Annotated in this window: 14 protein-coding genes; 13 read left to right on the forward strand and 1 reads right to left on the reverse strand. The window is 34.1% G+C overall.

What is annotated here, in order from left to right; all coding sequences use genetic code 11:
- Positions 1-6 precede the first annotated feature (6 nt).
- The 9 genes from ACFO5O_RS09830 to ACFO5O_RS09870 all read left to right on the forward strand — a co-directional run bounded on the left by ACFO5O_RS09830 (position 7) and on the right by ACFO5O_RS09870 (position 7,784).
- Positions 7-948: a PKD domain-containing protein gene (locus tag ACFO5O_RS09830; protein ID WP_387963288.1), complete on the forward strand. Its 942-nt coding sequence runs from the start codon at positions 7-9 to the stop codon at positions 946-948.
- A gap of 10 nt (positions 949-958) precedes the next feature.
- A complete protein-coding gene (locus ACFO5O_RS09835; RefSeq protein WP_387963290.1) occupies positions 959-1,870 on the forward strand; it encodes a polysaccharide lyase family 7 protein in 912 nt (303 codons plus the stop codon).
- Between the two features lie 136 nt (positions 1,871-2,006).
- Entirely contained in the window at positions 2,007-2,708 is a 702-nt protein-coding gene (locus ACFO5O_RS09840) for a FadR/GntR family transcriptional regulator (RefSeq protein WP_387963292.1), read from the forward strand.
- Positions 2,709-2,904: 196 nt separating this feature from the next.
- Positions 2,905-4,173, forward strand: a complete 1,269-nt coding sequence (locus tag ACFO5O_RS09845; RefSeq protein ID WP_387963294.1) for an MFS transporter — start codon at positions 2,905-2,907, stop codon at positions 4,171-4,173.
- A 16-nt stretch (positions 4,174-4,189) separates the two neighbouring features.
- Positions 4,190-4,954: an SDR family NAD(P)-dependent oxidoreductase gene (locus ACFO5O_RS09850; RefSeq protein WP_387963296.1), complete on the forward strand. Its 765-nt coding sequence runs from the start codon at positions 4,190-4,192 to the stop codon at positions 4,952-4,954.
- An 8-nt stretch (positions 4,955-4,962) separates the two neighbouring features.
- Entirely contained in the window at positions 4,963-5,718 is a 756-nt protein-coding gene (locus ACFO5O_RS09855) for an SDR family NAD(P)-dependent oxidoreductase (RefSeq protein ID WP_387963299.1), read from the forward strand.
- A gap of 121 nt (positions 5,719-5,839) precedes the next feature.
- The gene (locus tag ACFO5O_RS09860) at positions 5,840-6,070 is read left to right on the forward strand and encodes a hypothetical protein (RefSeq protein ID WP_387963301.1); all 231 of its coding nucleotides are present in this window, start codon (positions 5,840-5,842) and stop codon (positions 6,068-6,070) included.
- A 12-nt stretch (positions 6,071-6,082) separates the two neighbouring features.
- A complete protein-coding gene (locus tag ACFO5O_RS09865) occupies positions 6,083-7,105 on the forward strand; it encodes a PfkB family carbohydrate kinase (protein ID WP_387963303.1) in 1,023 nt (340 codons plus the stop codon).
- A 10-nt stretch (positions 7,106-7,115) separates the two neighbouring features.
- Positions 7,116-7,784, forward strand: coding sequence for a bifunctional 4-hydroxy-2-oxoglutarate aldolase/2-dehydro-3-deoxy-phosphogluconate aldolase (locus ACFO5O_RS09870; RefSeq protein ID WP_387963305.1), 669 nt, complete (start codon positions 7,116-7,118; stop codon positions 7,782-7,784).
- Between the two features lie 122 nt (positions 7,785-7,906).
- On the opposite strand, the gene ACFO5O_RS09875 is transcribed toward ACFO5O_RS09870, so the two are convergent.
- Positions 7,907-8,656 (reverse strand): DeoR/GlpR family DNA-binding transcription regulator, encoded by a 750-nt coding sequence (locus tag ACFO5O_RS09875; RefSeq protein WP_387965107.1) that lies wholly within the window; start codon positions 8,654-8,656, stop codon positions 7,907-7,909.
- Between the two features lie 157 nt (positions 8,657-8,813).
- Between ACFO5O_RS09875 and ACFO5O_RS09880 the strand changes: the two genes are divergently transcribed.
- The 4 genes from ACFO5O_RS09880 (at position 8,814) to ACFO5O_RS09895 (ending at position 16,624) form a co-directional block, all read left to right on the forward strand.
- Positions 8,814-9,917: an acyltransferase family protein gene (locus tag ACFO5O_RS09880; RefSeq protein ID WP_387963307.1), complete on the forward strand. Its 1,104-nt coding sequence runs from the start codon at positions 8,814-8,816 to the stop codon at positions 9,915-9,917.
- 138 nt (positions 9,918-10,055) lie between these two features.
- On the forward strand, positions 10,056-13,244 hold the full coding sequence (locus ACFO5O_RS09885; protein ID WP_387963309.1) for a SusC/RagA family TonB-linked outer membrane protein: 3,189 nt from the start codon (positions 10,056-10,058) through the stop codon (positions 13,242-13,244).
- Positions 13,245-13,255: 11 nt separating this feature from the next.
- Positions 13,256-14,743: a SusD/RagB family nutrient-binding outer membrane lipoprotein gene (locus ACFO5O_RS09890; RefSeq protein WP_387963311.1), complete on the forward strand. Its 1,488-nt coding sequence runs from the start codon at positions 13,256-13,258 to the stop codon at positions 14,741-14,743.
- Positions 14,744-15,151: 408 nt separating this feature from the next.
- Positions 15,152-16,624 carry a sodium:solute symporter gene (locus ACFO5O_RS09895; RefSeq protein ID WP_387963312.1) on the forward strand — a complete coding sequence of 491 codons (1,473 nt, stop codon included), beginning with the start codon at positions 15,152-15,154 and terminating at the stop codon, positions 16,622-16,624.
- The last annotated feature ends 18 nt before the right edge of the window (positions 16,625-16,642 follow it).

Below are 16,642 nucleotides of genomic sequence, written 5' to 3' on the forward strand. Positions count from 1 at the left end.
TTAATTATGAAGAATAAAACAAATATCTTATTTAAGACAACCATGTTGTGCTTAAGTTTACTCACAGCTAGTTTTATATCTAGTTGTGTTGGTGACGAGCTTTTTAGAGATGATCTCCCAGAGGCAGGTTCTCAAGTAGATAATTTTTTGCCAACGGCAGATTTCTCTTATGTTCCTGACGCCAATGATTTTAAAACTATTAAATTTACAAACCTTGCAACAGAATCTAACACTTTTTTGTGGGATTTTGGAAGTGGTGCAACCTCAACAGCACAAGACCCTAGTCATACTTTTGCAGGAGAAGGTTCCTATCCTGTAACTTTAACTGCAAGTGATGCCAATGGCGAGTCAGCTTCTAAAACTATACAAGTTGAAGTGGTTGATTTATTTGTGCCGCTTACACCAACAATTATAAATGGTGATATGGAAGATAGCAGCAATGGTTGGAAAATTAGCTTTTCAAATGGATGGTCAGGTAATGGTTTTGAATCTAGTAGTGATGGATCTTGGTTACGTTATGACGGCACCGACAATGGATCTAAAACCAGAGGCGCAAAATGGAATATGACCAGATCAGCAGCTGAATGGACTACTTCTAATACAAGACATGCTTACCAAGCTATTGTAGTGTCTCCTAACTGGGAATATACTTTAGAATTTGAATATGCAATTAAAGATGATGCTGCAACCGATCCAATTGGAGGTAGAAGAGTTGTTGCCGAAATTCTCGACGGTCATTTTACCGACGGTGTTGATGCTTACAATCAATCTCAAGCCGGTGGTGCTTTATTGACTTATGTAGGATCTGAAGTTAAAGGTAAAACAGTATTTACAACGGTTAAAGTTGATTTTACATCAAATGCCTCTGGACTAGTGTCCATTTGGCTTTGGGCTGTGACGCCAGTTGATTTATACGTCGATAATGTTAAGGTATATCCTAAACTTTAAGTTATAGTTCATGAAAAACTTCCGAAAAAAAATTATAGCGTCAATGGTATTGATCCTATGTATAACTGTTAGTGCTACTTCTCAAAATAATGAAAGTAGCACAACAGATTCGGATGCAAAGACTGAAAAAAAAGGAAAAAGGAAAAAATACAAGCTCCCAGATATTGATTTAAGTCATTGGAGTGTAACTACTCCTGAATTAAATGATAAAGGTCGTGCAACTACCATTGAACCACCAGAAATTTTAAACTATGGTAGTGATGAAAGGTTGATACCGTATATGTATAACGATTCAACTGATGGAGGCTTGGTATTTTATGCATATCCAAGTGAAGGTACCACGGCAAATACAAAATATTCACGATCTGAATTACGTGAGCAAATGGAACCTGGCAACAATAATGTCAACTGGACTTTTGCTCAAGGCGGTACACTAAAAGGTAAGCTCGCTGTTGAAGACGTAACTAAAGACAAAAACGGCAAGTACCATAGAGTAATTATAATGCAAATTCACGGTCGATTGACTGATGAGCAACGCGATCTAATAGGTCAAAAAGACAATAATGCACCTCCAATACTAAAAATATATTGGGATAAAGGTAAAATTAGAGTAAAAACAAAAGTATTAAAAAATCCAAGTCTTGTAGGAGATGTACTTTTGCATGAAGAAGCCTGGGATGATGACGAAGGTTTCAATTTTGAACAAGAAGTAGGCTTTAGAAAGTTTACATTAGAAGTAAAAGTATCAGAAGGAAAAATGGTGGTGGTTTTAAATAATTCAGAATATAAAGTTTACGAAAATGTCCATATGAGAAAATGGGGCGTATTTGAGAATTATTTTAAAGCCGGCAATTACTTTCAAAGTAGAGATGAAGGTGCTTTTGCAAAAGTAAAATATTACAGTTTAGAAGTAACACATTAAAAATAATGATTAGATTGAGTTAGTTAGTTTGAAGTGAATTACCGGTCTTTAAACGATCGGTAAAGCGCTTCAACATTTAATTAATACCTGTTTTTTTTATACATTTAGCGCGAATCTGGTTAACCATTTATACACTATGAAGTTAGAAATTCTTACTAAAACGGAAAACGACATTATCCAAAAGGAAATCATCTCAAAAATTAGAGATTTAATTAATCATAAAAATTTAGAGCCTGGTGATAAATTACCTTCTGAACGACAGCTTTCTGAAAAGTTTGAGGTCTCTAGAAGCAGTGTCCGTGAAGCAATTCAAAAGTTAGAATTTTATGGATTGTTAGAGTCAATCCCCCAAAGTGGAACTTTTGTGGCAAATATTGGTGTTATTGCGCTTAATGGAATGATTGAAGATATTTTACGCCTTGATAAACCCGATTTCAAATCTTTAGTCGAAACTAGAATTATGCTTGAACTTAAAACAGCGAGACTAGCTGCATTAAGAAGAACACCTGAAGATTTAATTCAAATGCGCGAAGCTCTAGATGCTTATACTAAAAAAGTGTTAAATGGTCAAAATGCAGTGCAAGAAGATTTATTATTTCATCTAGCCATAGCAAAAGCGGCAGGGAATAGTACCATGAATACATTCATGCTAATTATCACACCTGGAATAATCACCAATTTTGAAAAATACCATGTTTGTGATAAAAATCAACCAGTTATTGGCATAAAAGAACATGAAGCTATTTTGGAAGCCATAAGAAGTCGAGATCCAGAAGCTGCTAAACAAAAAATGAAAGATCATTTTAAAATATTATACCAGTATTGCTATAATATTTAAAAATTCTGTAAGAAAATAAAGTGCACGATTGTTTTCTTAAAAATATTAAAATGGAGGGAAGTAAATTTTACTTTTGAGAATTTTCTCATTGATATTTTTTACTACCAAAAAAATAGATTAACCTAATAATTGTATATAGAGTCCTCAAAATGAGTACTTATAGGTGGATTGCTATTTTATAATATAAACGAAACTTATGAAACTAAAAGGATTAAGATGGTGGATAATTGGATTAATTGGTCTTGCAACCATAATCAATTATATTGATCGATCTGCTTTGGCTATTATGTGGCCAGGCATGTCTGACGAACTTGGAATGGATGATCTAGATTATGCCATTATTTTAAATGTATTTATGGTGGCCTACGCATTGGGGCAATCCATTTCAGGAAAAATGTACGACAAGATTGGAACTAAAATGGGTTACGTAGTGTCCATTTTTGTTTGGTCTTTAGCGTCAATGCTTCATGCCTTTTCGCGAGGGCTTCTTTCCTTAAGTTTCTTTAGGGTGTTACTAGGTGTTTCTGAAGCAGGAAACTGGCCAGGTGCAGTTAAAAGCAATGCGGAATGGTTTCCAGTAAAAGAAAGGGCAATTGGACAAGGTATTTTTAATGCCGGAGCATCCATGGGATCGGTTGTAGCACCTCCCTTAATTGCATTTCTTTATATAGGTTTTGGATGGAAAACTACCTTCTTAATAATTGGTGGTGTTGGAATGCTTTGGATTATTCCTTGGTTAATTTTCAATAGAAAAAAACCCAATGAGCACCCTTGGCTCACCGAAAAAGAACGTAAACATATCATATCTGGACGATATGCAAGTAGACAAGAAGATCATGACGGTGTTGAGTTAAGTATAAAGCAAATACTATCACATAAAGAATCTTGGGCGGTATTAATGTCTCGTTTTTTCCTCGAGCCTATTTGGTGGTTATTTGTAGGGTGGATGCCTATTTACTTAAGTAACACGTATGGGTTTGATGTTAAAGAAATAGGAATGTTCGCTTGGGTACCCTTTGTAGGTGCAGCAATAGGAAGTCTTAGTGGAGGTCTATTTACTGGAAAATGGATAAATAAAGGGCTTTCAGTTGATGTGTCTCGTAAACGAACTATTTGGATTGGTGGACTGATGATGTTTTTAGGTTTAATAGCAACCATACTTTTTGCAGACACACCAACAAAATTTGTGATAATTGTGGCCTTTGTATTATTTGGATTCCAATTTGCGATATCAAATATACAAACCATGCCAAGTGATTTATTCAGTGGAAAATCTGTTGGCACTTTAGCAGGTCTTGGAGGAACAGTAGGTATATTTTCGGTAATTATTATGAATTTTTTAATTCCAGTAATTACAAAAACATCATATACACCAGCATTTGTGTTAATTGCAGTAATGGTACCATTAGGGGTGTTTTCTGTTTATAAATTTTGCAAAGAGATTGGACCAGTAGAAAATAATTAATAAAAAAACATAAAGAATGAGTAATTTAAATGATAAAATAGCTGTAGTTACAGGCGCTACAGGCGGTATAGGATTTCAAGTAGCCAAAAGATTAGGAAAAGATGGATATACTGTAATATTAAATGGTATTGAAGATGAAGAAGGTGCTAAAAGAATTGCAGAACTAAAAGCAGAAGGCATCACAGCAGAATATTACAGTTTTGATGTCACTAATGAATCTGCAGTAACCTCAAACATTAATAAAATAGGAGAAAAATACGGCAAAATAGATGTCCTTGTAAACAATGCAGGTGGTCTAGGAGGCAGGTCTAGGTTTGAAGATATGACCACCGAATTTTATAGATTCGTGATGGCATTAAATCTCGATTCAACATTTTTCGCATCTAGAGCCGCTATTCCGTATCTAAAGAAAAGTGATAATGCATCAATTATAAACTATACATCCATTGCAGGCTGGAATGCTGGAGGACCTGGAGCTGGTGTCTATGGGACATCTAAAGCAGGAGTACATGCATTAACTAGAGCTTTAGCCAAGGATCTAGCCGAATACGGAATACGAGTAAATGCAGTTTCTCCTGGTACTATTGACACACCTTTCCATAAGGAAATCAAATCTTCTAAACCAGAAGTGTTCGCGTCTTGGAAAAACAATATATTATTAGGGCGATTAGGGCAGCCAGAAGAAGTTGCTTCAGTTGTTTCATTTTTGGCGAGTGAAAATGCATCGTTTATGACTGCAGAAACCATTCAAATAACAGGAGGTCAAGGTTTAGGAATTTAAAATAAAATATGAGTAATTTAAAAGGGAAAGTAGCAGTAGTAACAGGAGGTTCCAGAGATATTGGCAGAGCAATAGCTATTAAACTTGCAAAACAAGGCGCCAAAATTGTTGTAAACTATTATAATTCTGAAGCTGGAGCTAACCAAACTGTTCAAGAAATAAAATCATTAGGAGGGGAAGCTATAGCACTAAAAGCTGATGTCTCCAAACTAAATGAAATTCAAAATTTAAAAGCTAAAACAGTTGAAGCCTTTGGAGATAAGGTTGATATTTTAGTCAACAATGCCGGCGGACTATTTGCCCGTAAAACATTGCAAGAACTCGACGAGACATTTTATAATTTAGTTATAGATGTAAACTTTAAATCTACTGTTTTTGTAATGCAAGCATTCGAACCTTTAATGGGACAAGGAGGCTCTATAATTAACTTGTCGTCACAAGCGGCAAGAGATGGTGGTGGTGGAGGTTCTTCTTTATACAGTTCTTCAAAAGGTGCTATAAGTACATTTACTAGAGCAATGTCGAAAGAACTTGGGCCAAAAGGAATTCGTGTTAATGCTATTTGTCCAGGAATGATTGCTACAAAATTTCATGATGATTTCACCAAAAATGATATTAGGAAAAAAGTGGCTGAAAATACGCCATTAAGACGTGAAGGCACAGCTGAAGAAGTAGCCAATTTAGTTGCGTATTTAGCTTCTGAAGACGCTACGTTTATAACTGGTAATAACATTGATATTAATGGAGGTTTAGCATTTAGCTAAAGATATAAGCTCTAATTTATTTGATTAGAATGCCCAAGTATTGAAATTGACACCAAAAATATTGTCCTAACGGAGACATCTACTAAACGATGGTTAGGGAAAATTTGGAAATTAAAAATTTGTGAAATCAGTTTCTCCTATATACCCTATCTATAAAAATAGTCCTCCAGTGTTTACAGTCCACAGAAGTGTATATCCAATAGTTCCCTATTCGCAAGCTGAAAAACTCACCAAAAAACTAGTAGTTTTAGGTATAAAAGCTAAATTTGTTACAATTCCAATTGGTAAACACGTAAAATTTACCAAAGATGAAAAGAAAATGTGGGACTTTTTAAAAGAACTAGGTCTCTAAACACAATTAGAAATGAGTAAAGTAGTTACTTTTGGTGAGATTATGCTACGCCTTTCAACTGAACGGCATTTGCGATTTTCACAAGCCAAATTTTTTGCAGCATCCTATGGCGGTGGCGAATTCAATGTCGCGGTCTCATTAGCCAATTATGGGGTACCGTCCGAATTCATAACCCGGTTACCCAATAATGAGATTGGTGCTTGCGCTTTAAAAGAGATGCGTAAATTCAACGTTGAATCTAAAAATATAATTTACGGCGGAAACCGATTAGGTATTTATTTTCTTGAAACTGGCGCAGGAACTCGAGGGAGTAATGTTGTATATGACAGAAGTAATAGTTCAATGGCAACCATAAAGAAAGGAGAAATTGACTGGCAGTCTGTATTAAAGGATGCTACTTGGTTTCATTGGAGCGGGATCACACCAGCTATTTCAGAATCTGCTGCCGAGGAATGTCTACAAGCTTTAAAAGTAGCCCATGAATTAGGAATAACAATTTCTTCTGATTTAAATTATAGGTCAAAATTATGGCAATATGGCAAATCACCTAGTGAGGTAATGCCTGAACTCTTAAAATATAGCAATATCATATTAGGTGATATTGATACCGCATTTTTTATGCTCGGACATGATAAAGTAAACCCTAATTATCAAGATCAAAACTCACTTCCGGCATTGTATACTAAATTGTTTAATGAATGCCCTAACCTAAAAACTATAGCAACAACCCTTCGCTATTCTGTTAGTGCCTCACACCAAAGAATTGGTGGTGTGCTATATGATGGTCAAAATTTATATACCGCCGATGTCAAGGATGTAACCCCAGTAGTAGATCGTGTTGGTAGTGGTGATGCCTTTATGGGTGGATTAATTTATGGATTATTAAACCTCCCCAATGATAAGCAAAGGGCTTTGAATTTTGCAGTTGCCGCTTGCTGTTTAAAGCACACTATTTCTGGAGACTATAATTTAGTTTCTGTAAAAGAAGTAGAAAATATGATTGATGGTGATGCAACAGGAAAAGTATCAAGATAAATAATATAAAATGGCACAATACACAAGAATTGAAGTAGCACAAGTGATGAAAGACACGGGGTTAGTCCCTTTATTTTATCATCATGATTTAGAGTTATGTAAAAAAGTTTTAAAAGCATGTTATGATGGAGGCGCTCGATTATTAGAATTTACAGCGAGAGGTGATTTTGCCCATGATATTTTTAAGGAACTTAATTCTTACGCCATTAAAGAGCTCCCTGGAATGATTTTAGGTGTAGGTTCAATAACTGACGCAGGAGCTGCTTCATTATATATGCAATTAGGAGCCAATTTTATTGTGACACCTGTATTGCGAGAAGATATTGCTATCGTTTGTAATCGACGCAAAGTTTTATGGTCACCAGGATGCGGAACACTCTCAGAAATTGCAAAAGCCGAAGAACTAGGTTGCGAAATTGTTAAATTATTCCCTGGAGATAGTTATGGCCCTAAATTTATTAAAGCAATAAAAGGACCTTGCCCTTGGACCAGTATTATGCCTACTGGTGGTGTCTCTCCTACTCAAGAGAATTTGAAAGCTTGGTTTGATGCCGGCGTAACTTGTGTAGGGATGGGATCGCAATTAATCACTAAAGAGATCTTGGCTACAAGTAATTATCAATTATTAGAAACCAACGTGAAAGAGGTTTTAGAAATAATTAGAGGAATAAACAAATAGTTAACTGCATAAATGTAAGACTAAATTATTTCAATCGCTTATACCTAGTCTATTGCTGCGAGCGATACTATCTTGTGAGTTGTTGTGATTTTAATTTATCTTTGTTTTATTAGTTTTTATTATCATAATAAATTTAATCCTGCTTTCTGATAATCTTCAAGTGCAGGATCTGTTGAGTCAAGATTTGTAACTACCATATCGATTTCGTTAATATTACAAACATCGTAACGATGTCTTAAGTTTAGTTTATTAGATGTTGCTAAATAAACTATATGATCTGATGAATTAATCATTGCTTTTTTAATAAGTGAGACTTCGTAGCCCTCATCAGTTATTCCTTGTTCAATACTTATGCCACTAACACCCATAAAACAAATATCTGCTCTTATATTTGATAAATATTGAATCACATCAATACCGATAGTCACCATAGAATTTCTATGTATTTTACCTCCAATAAAAATAGTCTCTATCAAAGGATGTTCAATTAATTGCATAGCAATAGGCAAACTATAGGTATAGATAGTTGCTTTAAGTTCTTTTGGAAATAGTTTGGCCAGCATTAAATTTGTGGTTCCCCCACTCATTATTATAACCATGCCATCTCGAATTAATGAAATTGCTTTTTGTGCTATTCGAATTTTATTCTCTCTATTATAGATAACATCTTCATTATAATGATATAATTTTTGTATCGTTGAAATTGCCCCACCATGAACTTTGGTAAGCAATCCTTTACCATGCAATTCATGAATATCTCTTCTAATAGTATCTTCAGAAACATTTAGCTTTTCGGACAAAAAACTAGAACTAACCTTCCTGTTAATACTCACCTCATCTATTATTATTTTCTGACGTTCCTTTTTCTTCATAAATATGGTTATTAAAAAATAGCCGTTTTTCGACAATACTGCAAAATAAATTAAAAGTATGCAATTTTTTGCAGTATTTAAGGATTATATTTGCATAATACAAAAATCATGCATTTAAAATACACTTTTACAATTAGTTCGATAAAAATATGAAATTATGAGCACATCAAATAGACTAATTTCTTTAGATGTTTTAAGAGGGTTAACTATTTTATTAATGATATTGGTTAATACGCCTGGGAGCTGGGCTTATGTTTATCCACCTTTAAGGCACGCCGATTGGCATGGTTGCACCCCTACAGATTTAGTATTTCCTTTTTTTCTATTCATTGTAGGAGTTTCTGCGTGGTTTTCTTTTGAAAAGTATAACACCAAGCTATCTCAACCAACATTCTTCAAAATACTTAAAAGGGCACTGATTATATTTCTTTTAGGATTTTTACTCAATTTATATCCTTTTTTTGACTTTGATAAGGTTAGGGTAATGGGTGTTTTACAACGTATAGCTCTAGCCTATGCGTTTGGTGCTGTAATATGTTTAAGCCTTAATAGAAAGCAATTATTAATTGCATTGGGAATTATTGTTTTAGGGTATTGGGCCTTATTGTATTTTGGATCAGCCCTTTATCCTTATACTTTAGAACAAAATATAGTTAGAAAGTTGGATTTGCTAGTTTTTGGAGACAAACATATTTATAATGGTTTTGGTATTCCGTTTGATCCAGAAGGCCTGCTATCAACCATTCCTTCAGTGGCAACGGTAATTTTAGGATATCTTGTTGGCCAATCTATTAGCCAACACGCAGAGGTTTTAACAAAAGCAAAAAAACTTTTAGTATTTGGCGTATGCCTATCCTGTTTAGGGTATTTATGGGGATTTATACTCCCAATTAACAAAGCATTATGGACAAGTTCATATGTTTTGTTCACTGCAGGTTTAGGTACAATATTTTTAGCCCTATTAATCTTCATCATTGATATTAAAGGTCTTTTGACTTGGGCAAAACCCTTTATTCATTTTGGAATGAATCCCTTATTCATTTTTGTTTTTTCCGGTCTTTATGTAAAAACAATGAGTTATTTAATTCATATCCCTGTTCAAAATGAAGAATTATCTGGGTACAAATATTTATATAGCCAAATATTTGTACCAATTGCTGGTAATATGAATGGGTCTTTACTATTTGCCATAACCCATATTTTAATGTTTTGGCTTATCTGTTTTTTGCTTTTTAAAAACAAAGTCTTTATAAAAATATAAGTAAAATCCTGCAAGTTTCGAGAATATGTGTTAAAGTTTCGAACTAATTGAACTAAACATGCATTTTTTTGCATAATTTTTACGTGTTTTGTTTTTTTATTTCTATTTTTACGTTGATTAACTTAAATTTTAACCCATATGAGAAATTATTATTTTCAATTAATCACCTTGTTAGCGTTATTTTTAGTGCAAAGTTCTTTTGCGCAATCAATAACTATATCGGGTGTAGTTACCGACAAAGGAAGCGGTATTCCATTGATAGGTGTAAATGTTGCTATTGAAGGTACTTCAAAAGGAGGTGTCACAGACTTTGATGGAAAATATTCGTTTGAAGCAGAAAACCCTACAGGAAAATCGCTTGTTTTTAGTTTTCTTGGGTTTAAAACTGTTTCTGTTATGTTAACTGGAGAAGATCAAATAGTTAATGTGGCATTAGAAGAGGATACTACTAGTCTTGACGAAGTCGTTGTAACAGCTTTAGGAATAAAAAGAGAGTCTAAAGCTTTAGGTTACGCACTCACCAAAGTTGACGGTAAGGACGTCTCAGAGGTAAAAACCACAAGCGCCATTAACTCTTTACAAGGTAGAATTGCCGGTGTAAATATTTCAACAAGTAGTACAGGTGCTGCTGGCTCAAGTAGAGTTATTATTCGTGGAGCAAGTTCATTGACAGGAAATAATCAGCCACTTTACGTTGTTGACGGAATTCCCGTAATTAATAATACAAATGGCTCTGTTGTTGGCCCTACTAATAATGGAACTGGAGACGGTGGTGATGATATATCAACGATCAATCCTGACGATATTGAATCGGTTTCTGTGTTAAAAGGAAGTTCGGCAGCCGCATTATATGGCTCTTTAGCATCTAATGGGGTTATTATGATAGTTACCAAATCTGGGAAAAACCAGAATACTTTAGGTATAGAGTATTCAAACTCTTATACGTTTGACAAAATAAATACTGATCTTCAAAATTTACAAACAAAATATGGACAAGGGAATAACAGATTAAAACCTGGATACGAGTACGACGTAAACAATAACCCTGTTGAAATTGCAAATCCTCAAAACGCTATTGACGATTCTTTTGTAAGTTCACTACAATCTTGGGGAGATTTAATGGATGGTACACCAGTATATAACTGGGATGGTGTAAAAAGACCATACTCGTATACCGGCAATAACCTTGATAAATTTTATGATACAGGAACTACTGCTGTGAATACCATAGCACTATCAAAAGGAGGTGATGGTTATAGCTACCGTTTTTCTTTTTCTAATTTAGATAACAAGGACATATTTCCAAAAACTACACTAAACAGAAAATCGCTTTCACTTAACGCATCGTCACAAATCAACCCCAAATTAACCTCAACCATTAATACAAAATATGTAATTGAAAAAGTGCATAACCGAATTAGTATTGGAGATACTCCAGGAAATGCAAATACAGTGGCTTATGTATTACCAAGTAGTTTAAATATTTACGATTTAAAACCTGGTTCTAACGAACAAGGCACTGAACTTTTATTTCAGCCTAGTCAGTTCATTTCTAATCCATATTGGGCAGTTAATAATTTTAATAATGATGACCAGAAAAACAGGTTTACTGCATCTACAACTTTACGTTATGAATTAACTGATTGGTTATATGCAACTGGTAGAGCGGGTATTGACACCTATGATTTATCTAGAAGAAATGTGACACCATACGGAACGGCGTATCGTCCTGGTGGTGAAATGTCTCAAAGCAAATCAACCTACACTTCGGTAGATGCTGATATCATGCTTGGTATAGACAAGGCTATCACTAGCAAAATATCTACAAATTCTATAATTGGTGCTAATTCAAGAACATCAACATTTGAACAACTAAGTGCGCTTGGTAGAGGCTTTATTGTTATTGGTTTAGAAGATATAAACAATACAACTCTTCCTGAACCAAGAAACAGCTATTTTAAAACCAAAACTAATTCGATATATGGTTCATTTGAGGTAGACTACGACAAATTCTTATATGTGACGTTTACAGGAAGAAATGACTGGTTTTCGACACTTTCATTCCCTGGCAAAAAAACGCCTAATAATGACTTTTATTGGTCCTTAAGTGGTAGTTTATTGTTAAGTGAGGCCTTAAAATTACCTAAAGCATTTACCTATACTAAATTAAGAGCTAGTTATGCTCAAGTTGCAGGTGGTGCTAGCAATGCCTATGCTTTAAATTTAGATTATGCAATTACCGGGTCTTTTCAAGGGCAATCATTTGGTCAACTAAACGGCAATTCTATCCCTAACCCTAATTTAGTACCCTTTCAAAAAAATGAGCTTGAGTTTGGTTTAGAAGGTAGATTTTTTAATAATCGTCTAAATTTAGATATCGCTTATTATGAAAATAAAACAACCAATGATATTGTTAGAGCAGCCGCGTCACAATCATCTGGATTTACCTCTGCAATTCTAAATATTGGTGAATTAGAGAATAAAGGGCTAGAGTTTTTAATTGGTGGTTCTCCTATTAAGAATAATGATTTTTCATGGAATGTATCATTCAATCTAGGTTATAACGATAGTAAAATTGTTCATACTGACGATGAAGATACACCAATTAATGTCGATGGCAGTCAAACGCGTTCTAGAACCGCTATCATTTCTCATATTGTTGGAGAAAATTATGGTGTTATTTATGGCTCGTCTTATAAAAGAGATGAAGCTGGAAATATTATTTATGACATAAGTGGTACAATCCCAAAACCTGTTCAAGGAGAAAATAAAATATTAGGAAAAGGTGTTGCACCTTATACTATGGGCTTATCAAATTCATTCAGCTATAAAAACGTGTCTCTAGGGTTTTTAATAGATGCAAAATTTGGTGGAAGCGTACATTCTGGAACTAACAGAGAATTAATGTTGAGAGGATTACATAAAAAAACCTTAGAAGGTCGTGAAAATGGTTTAGTAGTAACCGGAATTGACAATGCAACAGGCGAGCCATTTACTCGAACCGTAGCTCCTGAAAACTTAAGATCATATTATGGTTTTATTGGAGAAGAAAGTGCTGGTATATCTGAAGAGTTCGTTTACAGCACCGATTTCATTAAGTTTAGAGAATTAAGTATTTCATATAGCTTACCAAAAAAGATATTGAAAAACCTTTCTATAAATGACTTAAGATTATCCTTAATAGGAAGAAACCTATTCTTCTTATCTAAAGACATTGATAATGTGGATCCAGAAGCCGCATTAAATAACCTAAACTCTCAAGGGATTGAAAGATTTGGTATCCCATCAACTAGAAGTTATGGTTTTTCTGTAAATGTTAAATTTTAAAAAAAATTAAAATGAAAAAAATACTTATTTTACTAGCAATAGCTATAACATTAGGATCTTGCGATCAGGGCTTTGAGGAGCTAAACGTTGACCCTACAAAACCAACACAACTTGATCCATCAACAAAACTAACCTATATCCAGCTACACACTGGAGGTAGTAATTATGTTGCATATTTGTTTTGGAATGTTATTCATTTAATGCAAAATGTTCAACACCTCAATAACACTTCTTATATTTCATTTCTTTATAAAGAAGGTAATACTCACTGGCTGTTTGAAGAGCAATTTAAAACAACGGTTAAAAATATAGTAGATTTAGAAGCTCAATTAGAAGCTAGCAATGCCCCAACTGCCGCTACAGACCTGGCAATAGCCAGAATACAAAAAGTCCTCATATTTAGTAGAATTACTGATGCATATGGCGATATCCCATATAGTGAAGCCGGCAAAGGGTTCTTAGAAGGTATTCGTTTTCCCAAATATGACAAGCAGAGTGACATATATTTAAACATGCTAGAAACGTTAGAAAGTTCTGCAACAACACTAGCCGCTGGCTCACAAAGCTCTTACGGTTCTGCAGATCTACTTTTTGCAGGCGACGTAACGAAATGGAAGAAATTTGCCAATTCACTTATGTTACGATTAGCAATGCGTATGGTTAAGGTTGATGACGCTGCTGCCAAATCATGGGCAACAAAAGCTATTAATGGCGGCGTTATGACTAGTAATGCTGATATAGCTTACACAAAGTATGAAAACTCACCAAATGATGGAGGACCTAATGTAAACCCGCTTACAAAATGTTTTACATCACGTGCGTCAACTCAGGTCAAAATTTCTAAAACTCTTATGGACTTTATGAAAGACAGAAATGATCCACGTGTGTCTGTGTTATGTTCTACCGTAGATGGTAATACAGATTTTGCATTACAATTTGGTCAAGACATCAATAACCCTACCAGAGGCACAGCAAATTCAAAACCTAACATTAATATTTTTGGAGGCTCTGGAATTATTATTTATGATGCGCCATTTTTCTTCCAAACTTATGCCGAAGTTGAATTAATGATAGCTGAAGCTGCTGAACGATGGGGCTTAGCTGGAGGAAATGTTGAAGCTCATTATAATGCAGGTGTTACTGCTGCTATGCAATATTTATCAATGTACGGCCATGGTGTTAATATTTCACAAACCCAAATTAATGATTATTTAGCAGCAAATCCATTTGTTCCTTCACAAGCTTTAAAAATGATAAATGAGCAATATTGGGTTGCTACATTTGGGAATGGTTTAGAAACATTTTCAAACTGGAAACGTTCTGGATACCCAGTCTTGGTTCCTGCAAATGTTGCTCAAACCCTTACAGGTGGAAAAATTCCACGAAGGTTACCATATCCTGGCTCTGAAAAGTTAAACAATCCCGACAACGTTCAAGAAGCAATTACTCGACAAGGTGGCGATGGATTATTAACTAGAATGTGGTGGGACAAAGAGTAGTATAAAAAAGTAAGTGATGAATCAGGTTTTTCTTAAACAAGTAAATCGAAGAGCCATTGTCATCATAATTATTTATTGTTTTGTTAATTTGAGTTAGTAGTTGGGGTGAGAGAAATCAATTTATTCCTCTCACCCCTCTTCTTTAATAAGCCTGTGCTTTTTTAACTAATAAAATAGTAATTAACAATTCTAAACTATAGCAAACCTCGATTAATATAATACTGAAAGTGCCATAATTAAATTATTAAATCAGTAACTTTTAATTGCACCCAATAACATCTACCAATGGCAATTTTAATCACGCCATTTGTAGATTTAATATTACTCTATTATAAAATTACTAATCTTTTAAAAAAGAGTTGCATTCCAAAAGCCTAGAATCCAAAACCAGATAAAGTAAATAATATAATGAGCGCAGCACTAATTTTAGTAATCATAGCATCCTATTTTGGAGTATTAATGTTAATATCACATGTAGTTTCTAAAAACACTAGTGACGATTCATTTTATACTGGAGACAGAAAATCTCCTTGGCAGATTGTGGCATTTGGAATGATAGGTGCCGTACTATCAGGTGTAACATTTGTGTCTATTCCTGGAATGGTAGGCACTAATTACTTTTATTACGCACAATTTGTTGTTGGGAATGTGGTAGGCTATGTATTTATAACTTACGTTCTCATTCCCATTTATTATGACTTAAAATTGGTTTCAATATATTCATATTTAGAAACCAGATTTGGTATTAGGGCTTATAAAACCGGATCATTATTTTTCTTAATATCTCAATCATTTGGCGCCGCATTAAGATTGTTGCTTGCAGCTAAAATTTTACAATATGCTGTATTTGATGCTTTTGGTGTTCCTTTCTTTATAACTGTACTCATTATCCTCATCCTCATTTGGATTTACACGCATAAGTCAGGAATTAAAACCATAGTTTGGACAGATACTTTGCAAACCTTCTTTTTATTGTTGGCTGTAGTAGTAACTATTTATGTAGTAAAAGGCTCCTTAAATTTAAGTTTAACTGAAACCATTTCTTCTGTAGTTGAACACGAATATTTTAAGGTATTTGATTGGGACTTCAATTCAGGAAACAATTTTTTTAAGCAATTTATTTCAGGTGTATTAATTGCTGTGGCAATGGTTGGTTTAGATCAAAATATGATGCAAAAAACGCTAACCTGTAAAAACAAAAAAGAGGCTCAACAAAATATTTTAGTCTTTAGCTTAATATTAGCAGTTACTCAATTCTTGTTTTTAGGGCTGGGTGTTTTATTATACTTATATGCCGAAAAATTTGGTATTCATTTAGATATTGAAAATGGAAAATTTATCAATACAGACACTTTATTCCCTATGTTGTCCTTAAATCACTTTGGAACCATAGCTAGTATTAGCTTTATTTTAGGAATCACAGCTGCTTCATTTTCAAGTGCCGATTCTGCTATAACAGCACTAACGACGTCCTTTACTCACGATTTTTTAGATATCCAACATAAAAATTCAAATGAAAAAAGGAAGTTAAAAAATCGTGTGTTATTTGGGTTTTCAGTAGTCATATTTACAATTATTATGTTGTTTTCTCAAAGTAAAGGCGATGTGATTTCAACAATATTTAAAGTTGCAGGTTATACCTACGGTCCATTACTTGGGCTTTACCTATTTGGAATTTTTACCAAAATTAAAATACGGGATAAAGCCGTTCCCTATATATGTGTTCTAATGCCTATAACAACCTACTTCTTAAATGATTTTTTCATTGATTGGTTTAAGTTTGATTTTGGATTCATGAACATCTTTGTTAATGCATTTTTAACCGTTTTATGCCTAATACTTGTAAAAAACAACAAAACGGTGATTTTGAACAAACAGTAATTTTAAAAAAACTAAATA

It is taken from the genome of Geojedonia litorea (assembly GCF_042654525.1).
In the GTDB taxonomy this organism is placed as follows: Bacteria; Bacteroidota; Bacteroidia; order Flavobacteriales; family Flavobacteriaceae; genus Geojedonia; species Geojedonia litorea.